Source organism: Streptomyces thermospinosisporus (assembly GCF_039526425.1).
GTDB lineage: Bacteria > Actinomycetota > Actinomycetes > Streptomycetales > Streptomycetaceae > Streptomyces > Streptomyces thermocarboxydovorans.
The window spans coordinates 109,276-131,035 of sequence record NZ_BAAAIZ010000041.1 but is presented as its reverse complement, the minus strand read 5'-3'; the positions used below and the strand labels follow the sequence as shown (position 1 = coordinate 131,035).

Sequence of the window (21,760 nt, the reverse complement as noted above, 5' to 3'; positions counted from 1 at the left end):
GCCGCGGGCGCGCGGTGCCTGGCCGCTGCACGCCCGCGCGGGCAACCTCGCGCTCACCCGGCTGCTGCGCCGCCGCACCGGGCTGCGGCTGAACGACCTCGGCCCGCTGCGCGCGGCCCGGCGCGAGGAGCTGCTGAGCCTGCACCTGACCGACCGGCGCAGCGGCTATCCGCTGCAGATGGTGGTGCGTGCCGCCGACGCGGGCTGGCGGGTCACCGAGCACGACGTGCCGTATCGGCCCCGCACCGGGACGTCCAAGGTGACCGGCACCTGGCGCGGCACCTGGCAGGCGGTGCGGGACATGAGCCGCGTGCTGCGCGAGACGCCGCCCGCGCGGGAGGACGCGCGGGCGAACGCGCGAGAGGACGCGCGGGCGAACGCGCGAGAGGACGCGCGGGCGAACGCGCGAAAGGACGCGCGAAAGGACGTGAGCCCGTGACGAGCGATGTGACGCTGGTGGTCGTCGCGAAGGAGCCGCGGCCGGGCCGGGTGAAGACCCGGCTGACCCCGCCCTTCACCCCGGAGGAGGCGGCGGACCTCGCCCGGGCCGCACTCGCGGACACGCTGGACGCGGTGGCCCGCACCCCGGCCCGCCGCCGGCTGCTGGTGCTCGACGGGGCGGCGGGCCCCTGGCTGCCGGCCGGCTTCGAGATCGCACCGCAGTGCGCGGGCGGCCTCGACGAACGGCTGGCCGGCGCGTTCGCACGGTGCGACGGCCCGGCCCTGCTGATCGGGATGGACACCCCGCAGGTCACCTCCGACCTGCTCACCGTCGACTTCGCCGACTGCGACGCCTGGTTCGGCCCCGCCGAGGACGGCGGCTTCTGGGCCCTGGGCCTGGCCGAGCCCGACCCGGCCCTGCTGCGCGGCGTCCCGATGTCCACCCCGCACACCGGCGCGGCTCAGCGCCGCCGCCTCGCACATCTGCGGGTGCGGGACCTGCCGATGCTCCGGGACGTGGACACCGCGCAAGATGCGGCGCTGGTCGCCGAGGCAGCACCCGGCAGCCGCTTCGCCGCCCGCCTGGCCGACCTGACAGTGTCCCGCCGATGAGGGCGATACGCGTCGGCGCGCAGCGCGGACCCGCGCCGGGCGGCGCGGAGACGGTGCAGACGGTGGAATCGGTGGAATCGGTGGGGGCGGAGACGGTGCAGACGGTGGAATCGGTGGGGGCGGTGCGGGCCTGGTCGGCCGACCCCTACGCCGAGGCCCTGCACACGGAGCGGGGGCCGCTGTTCCTGCGGCGGCCGGACGGCTGGCTGCTGCCGCTGGAGGTCGAGCGGTGGTGCGCGGAGGCCGACGCCGCCGATCTGGAGGTGCTGCGGCGCTGCGAGGGCGCGGTGCTCGACGTGGGCTGCGGCCCCGGGCGGCTGCTCACTGCACTGGCCGCCCAAGGCCGGTCGGCCCTGGGCATCGACGTCAGCGAGGCCGCGGTATCCCGCGCCGTGCGGCGCGGCGGACAGGCCCTGCACCGCTCGGTGTTCGATCCGCTGCCCGGCACCGGCCGCTGGGGCACCGCCCTGCTCCTGGACGGCAACATCGGCATCGGCGGCGACCCGTCCGCCCTGCTCGCCCGGCTGGCCCGGCTGCTCGCACCCGGCAGGCTCCTGCTCGCCGAGACGGCTCCGCTCCCGGACCTCGACGAACGGGTCACGGTCCAGGTCACCGGCGCCCGCGGCACCCCGGGCAGCCCGTTCCCCTGGGCCCGTCTCGGCACCGCCGCACTGCTGCGGTACGCGGGCGAGGCGGGCTGGCGCACCGAGGCCGACTGGACGTCCGGCGGTCGCAGCTTCGTGGCCCTGCGCACCGGGCCGGCGACCTCGCGGCGCTGACCGGCTACCGAATACACCGCCCAGCGGCTCGCACACGCCGCCCACGGGCCCCGTACGCCGCCCAGCGGCTCCCGTACTGCGCCAGTTCCCGCCGCCCCGGCAGACCGGGCACTGAACCAGTGGCGCCGGAGACCCGGCCGCCGAGGACGACCGGGCGGGATGACGAGAGCCCTCGTCAGTCCTGAGCCGCCGGACGGCGCCGCCCCCTGCGCACCCGTACCGCGTACAGCAGCGCGGAGCCGCCGAAGAGGGCGGCCGTCACGAGCAGCCAGCGGGCGGCGTAGCCGTCGGCGGACAGGGCGGTGAACCTGGCGTAGCGCTCCGAGACCCTGCCGGTGATCAGCGGGAACCAGACGAGCAGCAGCAGCCCGGAGAGCAGCGCCGGCACCCGCACATGGTTCACCCACCGCCGGCGCTGCCCCGCGGTCGCCAGCAGCGCCCGGTCGGCCGCCAGGTACAGGGGCGCCAGCACCAGGTCGTGCAGCACGGCCGCGCCGGCGAACCACAGCACGACGAGCAGCCAGTCGCCCTCCAGCAGCCGCACCCCCGCGTACCCGCACAGGGCGAACGAGCAGAGCAGCACCAGCAGATGGAAGGGGCTGCCGAGCACCGGGCGCGGGAGGCGGGGGAAGCGAGCGAGGCTGGGGAGGCGAGGGAGGCGAGCGAACCGGGGGGAGCGGCGGAGCCGCTGGATCCGTGCCACTGTCCTCACAGCTTTCCGAAGGTCAGGCGGGCCACCCACTTGGTGTTGAGCACGCCGGGGGCCGCGGGGACGATGATCCGCGCCGGGTGGCCGTGATCGGGGCTGAGGTCCTCGCCGTTGACGGCCAGGGCGAGCAGGGTGCGCGGGTCGGCGACCTGGTTGGCGCGCAGCGCCGCCTCGCGGAAGGCGCCCCGGCGCTGCAGCGACTCCACGAGCACGTCGGGCGGCTCCTCCTCGCCGACCAGCGCCGCGAGGTCGCGCAGCCGCACGCCCCGCCACCACTGGTCGGAGGTCGACCAGCCCTCCACGCAGGCGATGGGCAGCGCCGCGCTGTGCTGGGGCAGGTCCAGCAGCTCGGCGCGGCTGAGCCGGACGGTTCCGGAGCGCCCGGTGACGACCAGCCGCCAGGCCTCGGCGGTGGTCTCGGCGGGGCGGATCCCCGCGTAGGCGGCCGTCTTGTTGATCTGGAAGCCGTTGGGGCCGGTGCCGGGTTCGGGCCCGCCGCGCGGGGTGAGGACGGCGGTCTGCCGGAGCGGCCCGTCGAAGTTGCGCCCGGCGGAGGTGGCGAACAGCAGCAGCGAGGCGCCGCCCACCAGCCCGAACGCTCCCCGGCGGGAGAGGGTCGGCGGGTCGGGGTCCGAAGTCACCAGGTCGCTCGGCTCCTCCGGCTGGTGCCGCCGCATGGCGCGCAGGTTGCGCAGCGCCACCGGCATCTTCAGCACGACATGGGCGAGGAAGGCGCCGAAGAAGACCCAGGCGCCGTAGAAGTGCAGCGGGTAGAAGGAGCCGGGGAAGATGTAGTCGAGCTGGACGTTGAGGATGCCGGTGACGAACTGGAACAGCGCGCCGCCGACCAGGAGGAGCAGCGACAGGCGTTCCAGGGCATGGCTGAGCGAGCGGGCCGGGGGCATGGTGAACAGCCGGGGCAGCACCGACCACAGCTTGGCCAGCAGCACCGGGACGAGGGTCAGCCCGAGGGTGACATGGACGCCCTGGGTGAGCCGGTACAGCCAGGGCGGGTCGGTGGGCCAGGAGAAGAGGTAGAAGCCGAGGATCCCCTTGTCCGGGGTCTTGTCGTTCACCCGTGCCAGATCGGGGTTGTACGAGGCGTAGGACACCAGGCCCGTGGCGAACAGGACCGTGATGCCGGCGAGGAGCACCATGCCGAGCACGGCGGTGAACCGGGGGCCGCGCAGCGGGCTGCGCCAGCGCGGGGCGGTGAGGAGGGACCGAGCCATGTACCGACCGTAGGTCCGCACTCCCCCGTCAGCCGGGTCATGACCGGTGACGAAACGCTGACGTCCACGCTCGGCGGCCCGGCTCGGGCGTCCGCCCGGCCTAGCGTGACGGCGTGAACCGTGATCTCCGCCGTGACCCCCACCCCGCTCCGCTCCGTGACCTGGACTCCGGTCTCCGCCGTGGCCTGACGTCCGGTCTCCGCCGCGGCCTGACGTCCGGTCTCCGCCGTGACCTGTACGCCGTCGCCGCGGCCGCACTGCTCGTGGCGGCCGCGGCTCTGATCGGCTGGTCGCTCCAGCGCCGGGACGGCTCCCTGCGGGTGAACTGGCCGCCGCTGCTGGCCCACTGGGAGCCGCACCTCGGCCCGGGCACACCGGCGGCGGTGCTGGTCGCGGTGGCCGTCGTGGTGCACGGTCCGGCGCTCGCCCGGCGGCTGGCCTGGCGCACGCTGCTCGCCGCGGTGTGGGCGGCCGCCCTGGCGTGGACCTGGTCGCTGGCGCTGATCGACGGCTGGCACCGGGGCATCGCCGAACAGCTGACCACCCGTCATGAGTATCTGCGGGTCATCGACCGCTTCGACGACATCCCCGCCACCCTGCGGGACTTCACCGCGCACATCCTGATCGACACGCCGGACAACTGGCCCGCCCATGTGGCCGGTCACCCGCCGGGCGCCACCGTCACCTTCGTGCTGCTGGACCGGGCGGGGCTGGGCGGCGGTGGCTGGGCGGGCGCCTTCTGCATCACCGCGGGCACCACCGCCGCCGTGGCGATCCTGTGCGCCGTCCGCGCCCTGGCCGGCGAGTCCTGGGCCCGGCGCACCGCCCCGTTCCTGGTCCTGGCCCCGGCCGCGGTGTGGGTGGGCACCTCCGCCGACGGGTACTTCACGGCGGTCACCGCCTGGGCGGTGGCGCTGCTCGCCCTCGCCGTGACCGGACACCGCCCGCGCTGGACGGGCCTGGCATCGGGACTGCTGTCCGGGCTGACCGTGTATCTGTCGTACGGGCTGACGCTGTTCGCCGTGACCGGCGCGGCGGTGCTGCTGCTGGGCAGGGAGCGGCTGCGGCCGCTGCCGTATCTGGCGGCGGGTTTCCTGGTCGTCCCGGCGGTGTTCACCGTGCTGGGCTTCGACTGGTGGGAGGCGTACCGGCTGCTGGTCACCCGCTACTACCAGGGCGCCGGCGGGGTCAGGCCGTACGGCTACTGGGTGTGGGCGAACTTCGCGTGCACGGTGCTGATCACCGGCCCGGCGGCCGTGGCGGGCCTGCGCCGGTGCGGCGGTCTGCTCCTCGCGCGCCGGGGGCGGCTCACCGGCCCACCGGCGGCGCGTCTCGCGCTGCTGACGCTCTCCGCCCTGCTCGCGCTGCTGATCGCGGATCTGTCCGGCATGAGCAAGGCGGAGACCGAACGCATCTGGCTGCCGTTCGCCTTCTGGCTGCTGCCCGCCTGCGCCCTGCTGCCCGGCCCGCGGGTGTGGCTGGCCGGGCAGGCACTGCTAGCGCTGCTGCTCAACCATCTGCTGGTGACGGGGTGGTGAGCCAGGGGCGGAGGCCGGGAGCGGTCAGGCGTCGGCGAGTGTGCGGTCGGGTTCCGGCGGGGGCGGGGCGTCCTCCGCTCCTGCCCGGGCGAAGAACTCCCGCGGGGAGACCGTTCCGGCGATGACGCCGGCGAAGCGGTTCATCGCCGGCCCGGGCGATGTGCGAGGAGCGCCCGTCGGCGCCGATCACCACCCGGGCTCGTCCGGTGACGTGCGGGCCGCCGCTCTCGTGGCCGCGGATGCCGGTGACGGTGCCGTCCTCGGTCAGCACCTCGTCCGCGTTGAACCGCTCGCGCACCTCCGCGCCGGCCTCGGCGGCCGCCTCCACCAGCAGGGCGTCCAGGATCCCGCGGCGCGGGCCGTAGCCGACGCCGGTCCCGTCGCTCGGCGGCGGGTTGCCGGAGAGGGTGAAGGGCCCGGCGGCGGCCCGGTGGTCGGCGAGGCGGTGGGCGAGCACGCCCAGCTCCTCCAGGGCGTCGGTGAACGCGGTGCGCAGCCGTTGGCGCTCGGCCTCGGGCCGCTCGTCGTCGCAGTCCGCCAGCAGGTCGCCGGTGTACGCGGTGACCGCCTCGGCGAGGGCCGCCGCGCGCGGCTCTGGCGCCGTCAGGGCGCGGGCGCGGCGCAGCGTCTCCTCGAGGCCGGCGACGTCCAGTGTGAAGTGGGTGTCGTGACGCCAGGCGAGGGTGCGCGGGATGATCTCGAGGACCTGCTCGATGCCGGGGACGGTGCAGCGCAGGGTGTGCAGCAGGTGCCGCAGATTGGTGCGGGCCTGGGTCTCGGTGGAGTCGGGCCAGAGCAGCCCCGCCAGGCGCCCGCGGGGGTGGGCCTGGTCGCGGTGGACCACCAGGTGGGCGAGCAGCGACGCGCCCCGGGCGGACTCCAGCGGCCAGGCTGCTCCCCCGGCGGCCCGATCCGGAACCGCCCCAGCACCCGTACCTCGGCACGCGCCACACGGTCAGTGTGCCGCCGCGCCCCCGCCCCGCCCGGCACCGCGCGGAAACGCGCAGGCCACGGGGGCGAGGGTGCCCTACCGGGCTGCCTCAGTCCTCGGCGGGCTGCAGCCGCAGCGAGATGCTGTTGATGCAGTACCGCTGGTCGGTGGGGGTCGGATATCCCTCGCCCTCGAAGACATGGCCCAGGTGCGAGCCGCAGCGGGCGCAGCGGACCTCCGTGCGCACCATGCCGTGCGAGCGGTCCTCCACCAGTTCCACCGCGTCGGAGTCCTTCGGGTCGTAGAAGGACGGCCAGCCGCAGTGCGACTCGAACTTGGTCTGGGAGGTGAACAGCTCGGCACCGCAGGCGCGGCAGGAGTAGACGCCCTTGGTCTTGGTGTCGGTGTATTCCCCCGTGAAGGCGGGCTCGGTGGCCGCCTGGCGCAGTACGGCGTACTCGGCGGGGGTCAGCTCCGCGCGCCACTGCTCGTCCGGCTTCTCCACCTCGTACGGCATGAGCCTCAACCCCTACTCGCTACTTCGGCTGCTTCGACAGACGGTCCAGGATCCGCGGGCCGAGGTCGGTGACGTCGCCCGCGCCCATGGTGAGAACGAGATCGCCGGGCCCGGTCATTCCCGCGATCACCGAGGGCACCTCGGCCTTGTCGTGCACGGCCGTGACGTCCGCGCCGGCGGCCCGCGCCGCGTCGATGATCAGCTCGCTGGTGACGCCGGGGATCGGGTCCTCGCGGGCCGGGTAGATGTCCAGCACCACGGCGGCGTCGGCGAGTGCCAGGGCCTGGCCCATCTCGGTGCCGAGCTCCCGGGTGCGGGAGAACAGGTGCGGCTGGAAGACCACGAGGATGCGGCAGTCGCCGGCGGCGGCGCGCATGGCCTCCAGGTCGGCGGTCATCTCGGTCGGGTGGTGCGCATAGGAGTCGATGACCTGCACGCCCGCGGCCTCGCCCTTGAGCTGCAGGCGCCGCTTCACGCCGGTGTAGGCGGCGAGCGCGGGCGCCAGCTCGGCGGCGGGGATGCCGAGCGCCACGCCGGCGGCGAGGGCGGCGACGGCGTTGTGCGCGTAGTGGCGTCCGGGCACGGAGACGGTGAAGGTCAGCGGGGCGCCGTCCAGCTCGACGGTGACCTCGCTCCGCAGCCCCTGCGCGACGACGGACAGCACCCGCACATCGGCGTCGGCCGACTCGCCGTAGGTCACCGTCCTCACCGAGCCGTCCAGGCGCCGGGTCAGCTCGCGCGCGCCCTCGTGGTCGGCGGAGATCACCAGGGTGCCGCCGGGCACGATCCGGCCGACGAACGTCTCGAAGGACTCGTGGATCTCCTCCATCGAGGCGTAGTTGGCGTGGTGGTCAAGCTCCACGTTGAGGATGATCGCGACCTCGGGCGCGTACTTGTGGAAGCTGCGGTCGGACTCGTCGGCCTCGGCGACGAAGATGTCGCCCTCGCCGTGCAGGGCGTTGGAACCGGGGGCGTCCAGGTCGCCGCCGATGGCGTAGGAGGGGTTCAGGCCGAGCTCGGTGAGGGAGACCGCCAGCATGGAGGTGGTGGTGGTCTTGCCGTGGGTGCCGGCCACCGCGATCGGGCGCAGGCCCTCCATCAGGGCGGCGAGGGCGTCGGAGCGGTGCACCACCGGGATGCCCAGCTCGGCGGCGCGCAGCAGCTCGGGGTTGTCCTCGCGGATCGCCGAGGAGACCACCACGCAGCTGGCGTCGTCGGCGAGGTGCTCGGCGGCGTGGCCGATGTGCACGGTGGCGCCGAGGGCGCGCAGCGCCTCGGCGGTGGCGGAGTCCTTGGCGTCGCTGCCGGCCACCTTGGCGCCGCGCTGGGCGAGGATCTTGGCGATGCCCGACATTCCGGCGCCGCCGATGCCGATGAAGTGCGGTCGGTCCAGGGCGGTGGGAAGGCCGGGTGCCATGCGTGTTCTCCCAGTGGTGCGACGAGCGGGACGACGGTGTGCGCGCCCCTGGCGGCGGGGCGCGGCCCCAGCCTATGCCTTGCTGTGGGAGAAGAGTTTCAGCACCGGTACCCCCACCTTGTGCCGGGCCCGGGAGGCCCAGTCGCGGTGGAAGAACTCTTCCACGTAGTGCGGGTCGGTCAGCACGATGACCTCGTCCGCGTCGACCTCCTCGACCATGGCCTTCAGCGCGTCCAGCGGATGGTCCTCGACCAGGCGTCCCTCGGCCTCGTCCCCGCTCACCCGCAGCGCCTGCAGGGACACCTCCAGGGCCCGCTCCCCGACGCTCTTGGCGTCCTCGCCCTCGGGCGTCTCGCCCTCGCGCACCGCCTCGTCCAGCTCGCCGAGGGCCACGTCGTCGATGGCCCGCAGCAGCCGGTCCGCCTGCTTGCCGCGCGGCTGGAGCAGCACGTGGAAGGAGACCGGCTCGTCACCGTGGAGGGTGGTGACGAACTCCACGTCGGCGGACGTCAGGGCCTTCTCGATCATCAATACGCTTGTGAACACCAGGGCGCCCCTTCTCCTTCGCGGGCCGAGGACGGCCCTGCGGAAACCATCCTTCCCCGCATGCGCACGGGTACGGCCGGATTCAGTGTGCCCCCCGCACACCTAACCGGAACGAAAGATTCCGCTGATTACCGGACCAGCGGTAACCATCGAACCCGTTTCCGGACACCACGGGGAGATACGGGCGTGTGCGGGACATGACGAAGAGAGACGTCCCCTCTCCGAGGGCTCGCCGGCGGGAGCGGCGCGCGTGGCTCAGCCGCGGCTGTACCGCGTGAAGAGGAAGCCGTCCTCCTCCAGGATCGACGTCAGCGCGAAGCGCTGCGGCACCGGGATCGAAGGGCCGCCGGCGATGCGCTGGGCGGTGCCGGCGGTGAGCATCGGGGAGACGGTCAGGCAGAGCTCGTCCAGGACCCCGGCGGCCACGAACTGGCCCAGCAGCTTCGGGCCGCCCTCGGTCAGCAGGCGGGTGCAGCCGAGTCCGGCCAGCTCGCGTACGGCCCGGGCGGGGTCGACTCCCCCGCCTTCGCCCGCGATGACCACCCGCGCGCCCGCCTTCCCGGCGGCGGCGACCCGCTCGGGCGGGGCGTCGGCGCCGGTGAGGACCAGCGTGGGCACCAGCGGGGAGGTGAACAGGGGCAGGGTGAAGTCCAGGTCGAGGCTCGCGCTCACCACCGCGATCGCCGGGGCCGGCGACTGCCCGGCCGCCTCGCGCGCCGCCGCGAACTCGGCGCGGGCCCGCGCCGGGCGATACCCCTCCTGGCGCACGGTCTGCGCGCCCACGACCACGGCGTCCGCCAGCGCCCGCAGCGTGCCGAAGATCCGCATGTCGGCGGGGCAGGAGATGGGCTGCGACCGTCCGTCGTGCTGTGCGGCCCCGTCCAGCGTGGAGACCATGTTGGCCCGCAGCCACGGCTCGCGTCCGTCCGCCGCCGGTGCGGGGTACGCGTAGGCGGCGGCCAGCTCGGCGAGGCTCCACTCGCGGTCCTCGGCCGGAGCTGCTGTTTCGTCGGTCACAGGGAAGAGGCGTCGCATGCGGAGCAGTGTTCCACGCCCCGTAGCATGGGGAAGCGTGTCGTCCTCCTCCCCGTCTCCCGCCCCCTCCGGCCCCATAGCGGACGCGGCCCCGCTGTCGCTGTGCGCGCGTGAGCCGCATGTCCCCGCCGACCGGCTCGTCGCCGAGATGGTGCCCCCGCCGCGGTTCGACGCGGTGCGCTTCAGCACCTACATCCCGGACCCGGACCAGCCGAGCCAGGCCGAGGCGGTCCGGGTCCTCGAGGGCTTCGCGGCGGGACTCGGCGAGCCGGCGGGAGCCGGCTCCGGCAAGCGCAGGCTCTTCGGCTTCGGCAAGGCGGCCAAGGCCAGGAAGGCCCCCTCCGGCCCCCGCGGCGTCTACCTCGACGGCGGCTACGGCGTCGGCAAGACCCACCTGCTCGCCTCCCTCTGGCACGCCACCGAGGCCGAGCCGGGCCGCAAGGCCTTCGGCACCTTCGTGGAGCTGACCAACCTGGTGGGCGCCCTCGGCTTCCAGCAGACCGTGCAGACCCTCTCCGGTCACCGTCTGCTGTGCATCGACGAGTTCGAGCTGGACGACCCCGGTGACACCGTGCTGGTGTCCACGCTGCTCGGCAAGCTCGTCGACCACGGGGTGGCGCTGGCCGCCACCTCCAACACCCTGCCGGGCAAGCTCGGCGAGGGCCGCTTCGCCGCCGCCGACTTCCTCCGCGAGATCCAGGGCCTGTCGGCCCACTTCCGCACCCTGCGCATCGACGGCGAGGACTACCGCCACCGCGGCCTGCCCGAGGCGCCGCCGCCCTACTCCGACGACGTGGTGACCAAGGTCGCGCACGCCACTGAGGGCGCCACCCTGGACGCCTTCCCCGACCTGCTGGAGCACCTGGCGAAGGTGCACCCCAGCCGCTACGGGGCGCTCACCGACGGCATCCGCGCGGTGTGCCTCACCGGCGTGCGCCCGGTGCCCGACCAGTCGACGGCGCTGCGGCTCGTGGTGCTGGCCGACCGGCTCTACGACCGGGAGGTCCCGGTGCTCGCCTCCGGCCTGCCGTTCGATCAGCTGTTCAGCGAGGAGATGCTGAAGGGCGGCTACCGCAAGAAGTACTTCCGGGCGATCTCGCGGCTCACCGCGCTGGCCCGCGACGCCGGTCGGCTCGCCGGGGGCGAGTGACCCCGCGCCCTTCACCCGGCCCCGGGCGCCTCCCGCCGGGGGCCGGTTCACGTCAGTCAGCCTCCCCTTCCCTCAGCACTGTGCGCGATGGAACGCGAAGCCGGCCCTGCAAAGCCCGTAACGCGGTTAACGTGCTTCTCGACCAGTCATTTGCCAAGCACTGGCGCACGTCCGAGGCGCAACGTCCCTGAAGGGGACACATGTTCCATGGTCCGGCTGCATCGGCCGCCCCCTCCTCCCTTACCACTGCTTTACTCGCGCCCGAGCACAGGAATCTCCGCGCCCCTTCGCATCCGCGCATAGGGCCGGTCAGGTAAAGGCCAAGGGTCTTCGGCCCGGTCCAGGTGCATCTGACCGGCAACGCGACCTTCCTGCGGCTGCCGAGGATCCTGGAGACCCTGGAGGGGCGGGCGGCGGCGTACGGCCCGCGCCGACGACGGACCCGGAGCAGCCGGTGACCCCCGCCTGACGTGAGCTCCGGTCCTTGGGCGCAGGAGGCATGGCCCCGGACCGGAGGCCGGGCATATGGTTGCAGGAGCGGAAAAACGTGTATCCGCAGAGCAATCGCCCGAAAAGCGCCGATCAAGACCTCTGGAACGGGAGGTCGTCATGCTGGAGGAGCTGCTCACGGCGGCCGTGGCGACCGGAGCCGCGGGAGCCGTCTACTTCGCCGCGGCGGTACGGGTCGTCAAGCAGTACGAGCGCGGCGTGGTCTTCCGGCTCGGCCGGCTGCACGGACCGGCCCGCAAGCCGGGACTGCAGCTGATCGTTCCGGTCATCGAACGGCTGCACAAGGTCAATCTGCAGATCGTCACCATGCCCGTGCCTGCCCAGGAGGGCATCACGCGCGACAACGTGACGGTGCGGGTCGACGCGGTGGTGTACTTCAAGGTCGTCGACGCGACGGCGGCGCTGGTCAATGTCGAGGACTACCGCTTCGCGGTCTCCCAGATGGCGCAGACCTCGCTGCGGTCCATCATCGGCAAGAGCGACCTGGACGATCTGCTGTCCGACCGGGAGAAGCTCAACCAGGGCCTGGAGCTGATGATCGACAGCCCGGCGGTCGGCTGGGGTGTGCAGATCGACCGGGTCGAGATCAAGGACGTCTCCCTGCCCGACACCATGAAGCGCTCGATGGCCCGCCAGGCGGAGGCGGACCGGGAGCGCCGCGCGCGGGTCATCAACGCCGACGCCGAGCTGCAGGCGTCGAAGGTGCTGGCCGAGGCCGCCCAGCGGATGGCCGACACGCCCTCGGCGCTGCAGCTGCGGCTGCTGCAGACGGTGGTGGCGGTCGCGGCGGAGAAGAACTCCACGCTGGTGCTGCCCTTCCCGGTGGAGCTGCTGCGCTTCCTGGAGCGCGCCGCCCAGCCGGCGGCGGGCCAGACCGCCCAGGTCGCCCCGGGGCAGACGGACGGCCCCGCGCTGGAGGAACGCCGTCAGGGAGCCGGCGCGGCGGAACCCTCGCGGGAGGAACACGAGGAGCGCGAGGCGACGGAACCCGCGGCGGAGGCCGGACACCTCGTGGCGGAGAGCCGCGCGGCGGAGCGGCCGGAACCGGCGTCCCCCGAGGACGAGGGACGTTTCGTCGAGCCGCAGGAGCGGCCCGGGGAGCCCCACCGGCAGCCGGGCGCCGCCGCCACGGCCCCGCGGGCGCGCGAGTCGGCCGAGGCCGTGCTGCGCGCCGCCGACCAGCGGGCCGCCGAGGCCCTCGACACCGCCGAACGGCACACCGTGGAGGACCTGCTGGGCCCCGAGGAGCACCCCGTGACGGGCGGCCCCGAACGGGGCGGACGGCGCACCCCGCCGTGACACGTGCTACGCGCGTGGTTCACGCGGCTGACGACAGGTGATAGACACGGCTGGGTCACGGTTCCTGTCCGCCAGCAGGAAGGTTTCCCCCATGTCCGAAACCGCGTCCACAGGCTCCCCCACAGAAGAACCGGCACCGGCCCCCGGCGGCACGACGCGCCGTCAGATGCTCGCGCGCACCGGCGCGTTGGGAGTCGGTATCGCCTTCAGCGGTGCTCTTTCCGAATTGTTCACCGGCACCGCGGCCGCCCAGGACCTCGGTCACGGCGCCGGCTACGGCCCGCTGGTCCCCGATCCCGACGGACTGCTCGACCTGCCGAAGGGCTTCCGCTACAAGGTGCTCTCCCGGGAGGGCGAGGACCTGCGTTCGGGCGAGGGTCCGGTGCCCTCCAACCACGACGGCATGGCCGCCTTCCGGGGCCGCCGCGGCAGCGTCCATCTGGTCCGCAATCACGAGAACCGCCACAACGGCAGGGTCCCGGTCCCGGTGATCGACGGCCTCACCTACGACCCCGAGGGCAAGGGCGGCTGCACCGCGCTGACGCTGGACGCCCACGGCCGGGTGCAGTCCGAGCGGGTCGCCATCGCCGGCACCGCCGTCAACTGCGCGGGCGGGCCCACCCCCTGGGGCACCTGGCTGACCTGCGAGGAGACCGAGGACAAGGCGGGCACCAACGGCTACACCAAGGACCACGGCTTCATCTTCGAGGTCGACGGCGCCGACCCGCGCCGCACCGGTGCCGTCCCGCTCACCGCGATGGGCCGCTTCCAGCACGAGGCGATCGCGGTGGACCCCCGGCGGGGTGTGGTCTACGAGACCGAGGACGCCTTCGAGCGGCCGTTCGGCCTGTTCTACCGCTTCCTGCCCAAGAAGCCGCTGGGCGGCACCGGTTCGCTGCGCGCGGGCGGCCGGCTGCAGGCGATGCGGGTGCCGGGGGTGCCGGACCTGTCCTCGATCCAGGAGACGGGCGCCACCTTCGACCACATCGAGTGGGTGGACGTGCCGGACCCGCTCGCGGTCGAGACCCCCATCCGCTTCCAGGACTTCGGCCCGAAGGGCATCACCCACGCCCAGAAGCTGGAGGGCTGCTACTGGGGCGGGCGCTCGGTGTACTTCGTGTCGTCCTTCGCCCGCGCCGCCGAGGGCTCGGCGGCCGACCACTACGGGCAGATCTGGCGCTACGACCCCGACCGGCGCCGGCTCACCCTGGTGATCGTCTTCGGCCCGGACACGGATGTGCAGCTGCCCGGCGAGTCGCCGGACAACATCTGCCTCGCCCCCAGCGGCGGCCTGATGGTCTGTGAGGACGGCGACGGCGCCCAGCACGTCTTCGGCGTCACCCGGCGCGGCCAGGTCTACGCCCTGGCCCGCAACCGCCAGAACATCGGCTCCGCCGAGGAGCCCGAGTGGGGCGAGTTCGCCGGTGTCACGTTCTCCCCCGACGGGCGGACGATGTACGTCAACGTCTACACGCCCGGCACGACGTTCGCGATCACCGGCCCCTGGCGCGGATGACGGCTGCGGGGCGGCGGGACTCCCGCCGCCCCGCCCCCGTCCGCGAACTGACGCCACCGGTCCGGGAAATGCCGTCGTCCGCGCCAAGGTGACATCGCCCCGGCGGAGGTGACGGCGGCTCAGCTCTCCAGCAGGCCGTCCATCTGCCCGACCGCCTGCCGCAGCCCCTCCTCCATGCCCATCTCCAGGAGCCGTTCCATCTGCTCCCGGCTGTCGTAGACCGAGTGGATCTCCATCCGGGTGCCGCCGTCGCGTGCGGTGAGCGTCATCCGTACGGTCGTGGTGGGCATCTCGGGATCCGGCTTGCCCTCGCTGTCGGAGAAGCCGTCGGTGAACTCCAGTGAGGTCGGCGGCGTCACCGCGGTGATCCGCCACCAGCCGCCGTGCTTGTCCCCCTCCGGGCCGGTCATGTAGTACCGGGCCTCGCCGCCCGGGGTGAGGTCGTGCTCCTCGAACGTCGCCGGGTAGCTCGGCGGGCCCCACCAGCGTTCCAGCAGCCGGGGGTCGGCCCACAGCTGCCACACCTTCTCCACCGGGGCGGTGAAGTCGGCGGTCACGGTGAGGGTCAGTCGGTCGAGATCCTTGTCGACACCGGTGATCGTCATCGGTCCTGTCCTTTCCTCGTGCCGCGTCCGGGCCCGGCCGTGCCGTCCGGCCCCTGCTCGTCGGCCAGCAGGCCGGACATCCGGTCCACCCGGGCCCGCCAGGCGTTCTCGAGTTCGTCGAGGGCCCGGCGTGCGCGGGCCACCGCGTCGGGATCGGTACGCACCAGCTGCTCCCGCCCGCGTCGCTGCTTGCTGACCAGGCCGGCCTGCTGCAGCACCGTGACGTGTTTCTGCACCGCGGCGAAGCTCATCGGGTAGGCCTCGGCGAGCCGCGAGACGGACAGCTCGCCGCGCACGCACCGGCGGAGTATGTCGCGCCGCGTGGCGTCGGCCAGCGCATGGAACAGGCGGTCCACGGCCTCTTCGGTCAGCTCATATACAACCATTTGGTTGTACGTTAGTCCCGCCCCCTCCCGCCCGCAAGCGGAGGGAGCCGAAAGAGGCAACCCGGGGCCGCCGGGGGCAACCCGCAGGGCCGGGCCACTGAAATCCGGTGGTCCGGGGTACTCGGGCCGCATGACGGAGAACCAGCAGGTCCGCGGCTCGTACTGGCTCGAGACGGCACCCGCGGGGCGCCATGACCCCCTGACGGAGGACATCGAGGCCGACGTGGCCGTGATCGGCGCCGGGATCGCCGGGCTGTGCACCGCGCGGGAGCTCGCGCGGTCCGGCCGGAGCGTCGCCCTCCTGGAGGCCGGGCGGCTCGTGGGCGGCGTCACCGGCCACACCACCGCCAAGGTCACCGCCCTGCACTCGCTGATCTACGGCAAGCTGCGCCGCACCCGCGGCAGTGAGGGCGCCCGGCTGTACGCCCGCTCCCAGTCGGAGGCCATCGAGCACACCGCCGCCGTGATCGAGGAGCTGGGCATCGAGTGCGAGTGGGAGCGCCGCAGCGCCTTCACCTACGTACGCGACCCCGCCCGCGCCGACGAGGTGCGCGCCGAGGCGGAGGCGGCGCGGGAGGCGGGGCTGCCGGCGTCGTTCGTCACCGGGACGGAGCTGCCGTTTCCGGTGGCGGGGGCCGTCGAGGTGACAGGACAGGCCCAGTTCCATCCGCGCAAGTACCTGCTCGCCCTGGCGGAGGACCTGCTGGCGCACGGCGGGACCATCCACGAGCACACGGTGGTGACCGGCCTGGAGGAGGGCTCGCCCTGCCGGCTGTCGACCGCGGACGGGGTCACGGTGACGGCCCGGGACGTCGTGGTCGCCACCCACTACCCCGTCTTCGACCGCGCCCTGCTGTTCACCCGGCTCTCCCCGCGCCGCGAACTGGTCGTCGCCGGCCCGATCCCCGCCGGCCAGGACCCCGGCGGCATGTACATCACGCCGGAGGAGAACACCCGCTCGGTGCGGACGGCGCCGCTCGCCGACGACCCCGGCCGCCGTCTCCTCGTGGTCACCGGCGAGCACTTCACGCCGGGGACCGCCGACACCCGCGCCGGCTTCGACCGCCTCTCCGCCTGGGCCCGCACCCACTTCCCCGGCGTGGAACTCACCCACGCCTGGGCCACCCAGGACAACGACCCGACCGACACCGTGCCGCTGGTCGGCCCGCTGCACCCCGGCGCCCGCCATGTCTACGTCGCCACCGGCTTCGCCGGCTGGGGCATGAGCGGCGGCATGATGGCGGGCCTGCTGCTCACCACGCAGATCACCGGCGGCGAGTGCGCATGGAGCGCGCTGTACGACCCGCGCCGGGTGCTGCCCGCCCTCCGCGAGGCGCCGGACTTCCTCAAGCACCAGGCGCAGGTCGCCAAGCACTTCGTCGGCGACCGGCTGCACCCCTCACCGCCCGTGGAGGCGCTGCCGCCGGGCGAGGGCGCCGTGGTGCGCGCCGAGGACGGAAGGCTCGCGGTCTACCGGGACGACGACGGCACCCTGCAGGCGGTCTCCGCCCGCTGCACCCACATGGGCTGCCTGGTCGCGTTCAACGCGGCCGAACGCGCCTGGGAGTGCCCCTGCCACGGCTCGCGGTTCGGCACCGACGGCACGGTGCTCCAGGGCCCGGCGACCCGCCCGCTGGAGCGCCGCAAGATCTGACCGCCGGGCGGGAGGGACCGGAAGATCTGACCGCCGGGCCGGAGGGACCGGAAGATCTGACCGCCGGGCCGGAGGGACCGGAAGATCTGACCCCCGCGCCGGAGGGGAACGGCCGTGGTCCGGCCGGGTGAGCCGTGCCGCGGCCCCCGGACCGGCTGAGCCGACCGGGACAAATCCCTTCATACCTTCGTATGGTGATCACACAAGTACGCCGTGCCGTCACCGTCTGCTGCCTGGGCGCCGTCCTCGGTGCCGCGCTCACCGCCTGCGGCGACGGCGGCCGGCGGCCCGCCCGCCCCGGCCCCTCGGCGCCCTCGGCGACCACGGCCTCCCGGCCGCCCACCCTGGCCCCCGGCCCGGCGGGCCTCACCCCGGTCTTCCGGCACGGCCCGCGCACCGCCTCCGACAAGACGGTGGCCCTCACCTTCGACGCCGACATGACCGCCGACCAGGGACCCCGTGCCGCGGCGGGCGAACGCTTCGACCATCCGCGGCTGATCCGGACGCTGCGGGCGCTGAAGGTGCCGGCCACGGTGTTCATGACGGGCCGCTGGGCCGAGGAGTACCCGGACCAGGCCCGCGCCATCGGCCACGACCCCCTCTTCGAGGTCGCCAACCACTCCTACAGCCACTACGCCTACACCGACGGCTGCTACGGCCTGCCGGTCCTCGCAGAGGAGCGGATGCAAGCCGACGTGGAGCGGGCCTACGCCGCCTTCCGCAGGGCCGGGGTGCCGGAGGCGATGCCGTACTTCCGCTTCCCCGGCGGCTGTTACGACCGCGCGGCGCTGCGCGCGCTCACCCCGGCCGGGGTCACGGCGGTGCAGTGGGACGTGGTCGGCGGGGACGCCTTCGCCACGGACGCCGGTGCGGTGGCGCGGCAGGTGCTGGACGGGGTGCGGCCGGGGTCGGTGGTGGTCCTGCACTGCACCCGCAGCGCGGCCCCCGCCACCGAGCGCGCCGTCCGCCGCATCGTCCCGGAGCTGCGCCGGGCGGGCTACCGCTTCGTGAAGGTCTCCGAGCTGATCGCGGCGTCCGGCGGCCGGAGCTGAGGCGGCAGGCGTCCGGTGGCCGGAGCTGAGGCGGCAGGCGTCCGGCGGCCGGAGCTGAGGCGGCAGGCGTCCGGCGGCCGGAGCTGATTCGGCGCCTGGCCGTCCTGCGCTGGACCGGCACCGCCGTCCTACGCTGGAAGTGTGACCGACAACGACTACTGCCTGATCGACGCGGCCAGGCCGCCGAAGGCCGACGGGCCGCCCTACGCGGAGTGCGTGGTGTGCCGGGAGCCGACGGAGTACCCGGAGTCGTACAAGGGCATCACCCTCTGCCCCGCCTGCGAGTGGGAAGAGGCCCAGCGCACGTCCTGCGGCTGCTGACATCCGTGGGGCCGCCGCGCCACAGGTTGGCAGACTGGACGGGTGAGCACCGATCAGACACCGCCGTCCGCCCCCGGCCACCCCCTCCGCAGTGAGTCCGACGCCCGCGACGCGGCACCCGAGTACGTCCTGCCCCTGGTGGTCCGCATCGAGCGGGCGGCACCCCCGCCCCGCACCGACGCCCTGGAGACCGCGGCCCGCGCGGTTCTGGTGATGCTGAGCGACGAGCGGTCGGTGGGCGAGGGCGAGTGGGCGCCGGTGATGCGCGCCTGGCAGGACGGCCGCATCCGCAAGGTGGTGCGCCGGGCCCGCGGCGCGGAGTGGCGCCGCGCGGAGAAGCTTCCCGGGATCACCGTCACCGGCAAGACGGCCGAGGTGCGGGTCTTCCCGCCCGTCCCCCTCGACGGCTGGCCCAAGGAGCTGGCCCGCCTCCAGGTCTCCGGCACCGACCTCGACGACCCCGAGCCGCCGGCCCCGGCGGATCCGTCGGCGCCGGTCCTCTGGCTCAATCCCGACCTCACCATGTCCGCCGGCAAGGCCATGGCCCAGGCCGGTCACGCGGCCCAGCTGGCCTGGTGGGACCTGTCCGACGAGGCCCGCACCACCTGGCGCGACGCCGGCTTCCCCCTCTCCGTGCGCACCGCGGACCCCGCCGACTGGCCCTCCCTGACCAGCAGCGGACTCCCCCTGGTCCGTGACGCCGGCTTCACGGAGATCGCCCCGGGCTCCTGCACGGTGGTGGCGGACCACCGGGCGCTGCACCGCACCGCCTGACCGTCGCTCCCCCGCATGTCACGCCCCGTTGGGCCGGGTGAACATTTCGGCCACCGGGGACGTACGTACCGGTACCGGGGGCCCGCCGAACCTCAAATGTTGCTCTGAAGATGCGGGCCGCGGGGTTCGGGCGGCCGGCGCGGGGCGATACCCCCGTCACGTCCGAGGAAGCGTTCCGGCGGGGGGCCGGGGGAACGGCGGAGGAGGGGACGATGCAGCGACTGGGAACCGGGATCGGCTGGCGGCCGGAGATCGCCGACGCCGTGGAGGCCATGCCCGGCATCGACTGGGTCGAGGTCGTGGCCGAGAACGTGTGCCCCGGTCATCTGCCTGAGTCGCTGCTGCGGCTGCGCGGGCGCGGGGTGACCGTCGTGCCGCACGGCGTCTCGCTGGGCCTCGGCGGGGCCGACCAGCCGGACGAGGCACGGCTGACCGCGCTCGCCGAGCGGGCCGAGGCCCTCGGGGCGCCGCTGGTCACCGAGCACATCGCCTTCGTGCGGGCCGGCGGGGCGCTCACCGCCTCCGAGCGCCTGGAGGCCGGGCACCTGCTGCCCGTGCCGCGCACCCGTGACGCGCTCGACGTGCTGTGCGCGAACATCCGCATCGCCCAGGCCGCCCTGCCCGTGCCGCTCGCCGTGGAGAACATCGCCGCGCTGTTCTCCTGGCCCGGCGAGGAGATGACCGAGGGTCAGTTCCTGTACGAGCTCGCCGACCGCACCGGCGTACGGCTGCTGATCGACGTGGCCAACCTGCACACCAACCACGTCAACCGGGGCGAGGACCCGGCCAAGGCGCTCGCCGAACTCCCCCTGGAGGCCATCGCTTACGTGCATGTCGCGGGCGGCTTCGAGCGGGACGGCGTCTGGCACGACAGCCACGCCCACCCCGTGCCCGAGCCCGTGCTGGACATCCTCACCGACCTCGCCTCGCGCGTCTCCCCGCCCGGCGTGCTGCTGGAGCGGGACGAGAACTTCCCGGAGCCGGACGAGCTGCGCCGGGAGCTGGAGGCCATCGAACGGGCGGTGGCCAAGGGCGCGCGGCAGCGGTACGGGGATGAGGACGGCCCCGAGTCGGCCTCCCCTGCGGGCACTTCGACCGCCGCGCGCACCGAAGACGCAGACGCCGACGCCGACGCTCCGGCAGCCGCCGGCGCCGGATCCGAGGATGCGGCCGTGGCGGGCGCCCGGCAGCGGCTGGCCCTGGAGCAGACGGCGGTGCTGTCCTCCCTCGTCGCCGGGACGCCCGTGCCGGAGGGCTTCGACCGGGCGCGGATGGCGGTGCAGGCGCGGGCGCTCGCCGCCAAGCGGGCCGATGTCGTCGCCAAGGTCGCGCCCGAGCTGCCCGAGATCCTCGGCGACGGCTACCGGCCCGCCTTCCTGGCATACGCCCAGTCGCAGCCGATGACCGGCGGCTACCGGAAGGACGCGCTGGACTTCGCCGGATGGCTGCTGCTGGCCGGGCGGCCCGAGGAACCGCGGGCGCGGCGGGAGCTGCGGGAGTGGTGGCTGGAGCGGTCGGGGCCGAAGCCGCGGTCGCGGCGGCCCACGGTGCGACTGGCCCGGGCGACCCGGCGGGTACTGCTGCGGCGCTGAGCCGCCCCCGGCCGTTCACCCCGATCGGAACGTCACATACCGGCAACACGTCGTCCGGGATGTGAACGGGGCATGGTGCTCGCGTGACCGTGTCGCTTACAAACAACTCATGTTCTGGGTCCTCCTCCTGCTGCTGGCCTGGGCCGTCGCGGGCGTGACGTGCACGCGTCTGTGTCTGGCCGCGGCGCGTGCGGCGGGCACCGGCGGGCCGGCCACGGCGGGCACCGGCCGCCCGGACCGTGATCTGACGCTGTACGAGGCCGCGTTCCTGTCCGGCGGGCCCCGCCGGGTCGCCGATGTCACCCTGGTGGCGATGGCGCGTCAGCGCAGGCTGCTGCTGGCCCGCACGGGGTGGGCGACGGTGGTGGATCCCCGCGGGCGGGACGAGGTGGAGCGGTCCGTCATAGGGGCGATCGGCCCGGAGGGGCAGGCCCCCATCGCTCCGGTGCGCGCCGCCGCGGCGACGGCGGACGCGGTGCGGAACATAGCCGACCGGCTGGTCAGGGCGGGGCTGGCGGTGCCGGACGGGGAGGGTTCGACGATCGCCGACGCGGTGCGGCAGGTGCGACTGGCGGTGCCGGTGGTGGCCGGACTCGGGGCGGCGGCGCTGCTGATGCCGGTCCCGGCCGGGATGCCGCGCCCGCTGATCGCCCTGTGGTTCGCGCTGCCGCTCATCCTGGCGCTCGGCTGCCTGGCCATCGCGCGGTTCGAGGTGCACCCGTACTCCCGCTGGGCCTCACCGGCCGGGCAGCGGCTGCTCGGTGCGCTGCCCCGGCGCGCCGACGGCACCGCCGACGACCGCACGTATCTGACGTGCGTGGCCGTGCGCGGCATACGGGCGGTCGGCGAACCGGATCTCCGGGCCGCCTTCGCCCACCGCGAGTGGCATCTCGGGCCGGACGACGAGCGGCAGTAGACGCCGGGGGGCTCAGGAGAGGGCTCCGGGGCGGGGCGCACGGGAGTACGGATGCGGGGGGTACGAGAGTTCGGACGGGGCGACATGCGCCGCCGGTGCTTGCCTCGACTGATCATCGATCGAAAACATCCCTTTTATCGCCTGCTGCCGCCGCGCTCCGAAGGGATGCCTCGATGAGAACTGCCGCCGTCCACGCGGCCGCCGGGACCCTGCTGCTCACCGCCCTGG

Annotated in this window: 21 protein-coding genes and 1 pseudogene; 13 read left to right on the top strand and 9 right to left on the bottom strand. The window is 74.1% G+C overall.

Translation table 11 applies throughout. The features are described 5' to 3' along the window. The 3 genes and pseudogenes from ABD207_RS15665 to ABD207_RS15655 form a co-directional block, all read left to right on the top strand. A pseudogene (locus ABD207_RS15665) lies at positions 1 to 439 on the top strand (hypothetical protein); the annotation flags it as partial. Further along, positions 436 to 1,053: a TIGR04282 family arsenosugar biosynthesis glycosyltransferase gene (locus ABD207_RS15660; protein ID WP_344013457.1), complete on the top strand. Its 618-nt coding sequence runs from the start codon at positions 436 to 438 to the stop codon at positions 1,051 to 1,053. The pseudogene ABD207_RS15665 and the gene ABD207_RS15660, both read left to right, overlap by 4 nt. Further along, complete coding sequence (locus tag ABD207_RS15655; RefSeq protein ID WP_344013456.1) at positions 1,050 to 1,832, top strand: class I SAM-dependent methyltransferase; 783 nt, start codon at positions 1,050 to 1,052, stop codon at positions 1,830 to 1,832. Before ABD207_RS15660 ends, ABD207_RS15655 begins: the two co-directional genes overlap by 4 nt. Positions 1,833 to 2,007: 175 nt before the next feature. Here the strand turns inward: ABD207_RS15655 and ABD207_RS15650 are convergent, their stop codons facing one another. Next, complete coding sequence (locus ABD207_RS15650) at positions 2,008 to 2,442, bottom strand: hypothetical protein (RefSeq protein ID WP_344013454.1); 435 nt, start codon at positions 2,440 to 2,442, stop codon at positions 2,008 to 2,010. 98 nt (positions 2,443 to 2,540) lie between these two features. Beyond that, positions 2,541 to 3,773 carry a molybdopterin-dependent oxidoreductase gene (locus ABD207_RS15645; RefSeq protein WP_344013452.1) on the bottom strand — a complete coding sequence of 411 codons (1,233 nt, stop codon included), beginning with the start codon at positions 3,771 to 3,773 and terminating at the stop codon, positions 2,541 to 2,543. A gap of 209 nt (positions 3,774 to 3,982) precedes the next feature. On the opposite strand from ABD207_RS15645, the gene ABD207_RS15640 reads away from it, so the two are divergent. Next, positions 3,983 to 5,311, top strand: coding sequence for a hypothetical protein (locus ABD207_RS15640; protein ID WP_344013620.1), 1,329 nt, complete (start codon positions 3,983 to 3,985; stop codon positions 5,309 to 5,311). Here ABD207_RS15640 and ABD207_RS15635 read toward each other — a convergent pair. The 5 genes from ABD207_RS15635 to ABD207_RS15615 form a co-directional block, all read right to left on the bottom strand. After that, positions 5,283 to 6,155, bottom strand: a complete 873-nt coding sequence (locus ABD207_RS15635) for an AfsR/SARP family transcriptional regulator (protein ID WP_344013450.1) — start codon at positions 6,153 to 6,155, stop codon at positions 5,283 to 5,285. The two genes, ABD207_RS15640 and ABD207_RS15635, sit on opposite strands and share 29 nt — an antisense overlap. Before the next feature lie 196 nt (positions 6,156 to 6,351). After that, positions 6,352 to 6,759, bottom strand: coding sequence for a peptide-methionine (R)-S-oxide reductase MsrB (gene msrB, locus ABD207_RS15630; protein WP_344013448.1), 408 nt, complete (start codon positions 6,757 to 6,759; stop codon positions 6,352 to 6,354). 19 nt (positions 6,760 to 6,778) lie between these two features. After that, positions 6,779 to 8,176: a UDP-N-acetylmuramate--L-alanine ligase gene (murC, locus tag ABD207_RS15625; protein ID WP_344013445.1), complete on the bottom strand. Its 1,398-nt coding sequence runs from the start codon at positions 8,174 to 8,176 to the stop codon at positions 6,779 to 6,781. Positions 8,177 to 8,248: 72 nt separating this feature from the next. After that, the gene (locus ABD207_RS15620) at positions 8,249 to 8,722 is read right to left on the bottom strand and encodes an indole-3-glycerol phosphate synthase (protein WP_344013443.1); all 474 of its coding nucleotides are present in this window, start codon (positions 8,720 to 8,722) and stop codon (positions 8,249 to 8,251) included. A gap of 255 nt (positions 8,723 to 8,977) precedes the next feature. Continuing rightward, entirely contained in the window at positions 8,978 to 9,757 is a 780-nt protein-coding gene (locus ABD207_RS15615; RefSeq protein WP_344013441.1) for a pyrimidine reductase family protein, read from the bottom strand. Here ABD207_RS15615 and zapE point away from each other — a divergent pair. The 3 genes from zapE to ABD207_RS15600 all read left to right on the top strand — a co-directional run bounded on the left by zapE (position 9,756) and on the right by ABD207_RS15600 (position 14,232). Beyond that, positions 9,756 to 10,907, top strand: coding sequence for a cell division protein ZapE (gene zapE / locus ABD207_RS15610; protein WP_425580729.1), 1,152 nt, complete (start codon positions 9,756 to 9,758; stop codon positions 10,905 to 10,907). The genes ABD207_RS15615 and zapE overlap by 2 nt on opposite strands. A gap of 609 nt (positions 10,908 to 11,516) precedes the next feature. Further along, positions 11,517 to 12,716, top strand: coding sequence for a slipin family protein (locus ABD207_RS15605; protein WP_344013437.1), 1,200 nt, complete (start codon positions 11,517 to 11,519; stop codon positions 12,714 to 12,716). 91 nt (positions 12,717 to 12,807) lie between these two features. After that, positions 12,808 to 14,232, top strand: a complete 1,425-nt coding sequence (locus ABD207_RS15600) for a PhoX family protein (RefSeq protein ID WP_425580728.1) — start codon at positions 12,808 to 12,810, stop codon at positions 14,230 to 14,232. A 119-nt stretch (positions 14,233 to 14,351) separates the two neighbouring features. Here ABD207_RS15600 and ABD207_RS15595 read toward each other — a convergent pair whose 3' ends face one another. Together ABD207_RS15595 and ABD207_RS15590 are read right to left on the bottom strand one after the other, a co-directional pair. After that, a complete protein-coding gene (locus ABD207_RS15595) occupies positions 14,352 to 14,837 on the bottom strand; it encodes an SRPBCC family protein (protein ID WP_344013435.1) in 486 nt (161 codons plus the stop codon). After that, complete coding sequence (locus tag ABD207_RS15590) at positions 14,834 to 15,223, bottom strand: ArsR/SmtB family transcription factor (RefSeq protein WP_344013433.1); 390 nt, start codon at positions 15,221 to 15,223, stop codon at positions 14,834 to 14,836. Before ABD207_RS15590 ends, ABD207_RS15595 begins: the two co-directional genes overlap by 4 nt. A 130-nt stretch (positions 15,224 to 15,353) precedes the next feature. Here ABD207_RS15590 and ABD207_RS15585 point away from each other — a divergent pair, with 130 nt between their 5' ends. From ABD207_RS15585 to ABD207_RS15560, 6 genes are all read left to right on the top strand, one after another. Further along, entirely contained in the window at positions 15,354 to 16,877 is a 1,524-nt protein-coding gene (locus tag ABD207_RS15585) for an FAD-dependent oxidoreductase (RefSeq protein WP_344013432.1), read from the top strand. 194 nt (positions 16,878 to 17,071) lie between these two features. Continuing rightward, complete coding sequence (locus ABD207_RS15580; RefSeq protein WP_344013430.1) at positions 17,072 to 17,929, top strand: polysaccharide deacetylase family protein; 858 nt, start codon at positions 17,072 to 17,074, stop codon at positions 17,927 to 17,929. A 141-nt stretch (positions 17,930 to 18,070) separates the two neighbouring features. Then, positions 18,071 to 18,250: a hypothetical protein gene (locus ABD207_RS15575; RefSeq protein WP_344005903.1), complete on the top strand. Its 180-nt coding sequence runs from the start codon at positions 18,071 to 18,073 to the stop codon at positions 18,248 to 18,250. A 42-nt stretch (positions 18,251 to 18,292) separates the two neighbouring features. Further along, on the top strand, positions 18,293 to 19,024 hold the full coding sequence (locus tag ABD207_RS15570; protein WP_344013428.1) for a peptidyl-tRNA hydrolase: 732 nt from the start codon (positions 18,293 to 18,295) through the stop codon (positions 19,022 to 19,024). A 212-nt stretch (positions 19,025 to 19,236) separates the two neighbouring features. Then, the gene (locus ABD207_RS15565; RefSeq protein ID WP_344013426.1) at positions 19,237 to 20,616 is read left to right on the top strand and encodes an MbnB/TglH/ChrH family RiPP precursor modification enzyme; all 1,380 of its coding nucleotides are present in this window, start codon (positions 19,237 to 19,239) and stop codon (positions 20,614 to 20,616) included. Positions 20,617 to 20,725: 109 nt separating this feature from the next. After that, positions 20,726 to 21,532 (top strand): TIGR04222 domain-containing membrane protein, encoded by an 807-nt coding sequence (locus ABD207_RS15560; RefSeq protein WP_344013424.1) that lies wholly within the window; start codon positions 20,726 to 20,728, stop codon positions 21,530 to 21,532. Positions 21,533 to 21,760: the final 228 nt, after the last annotated feature.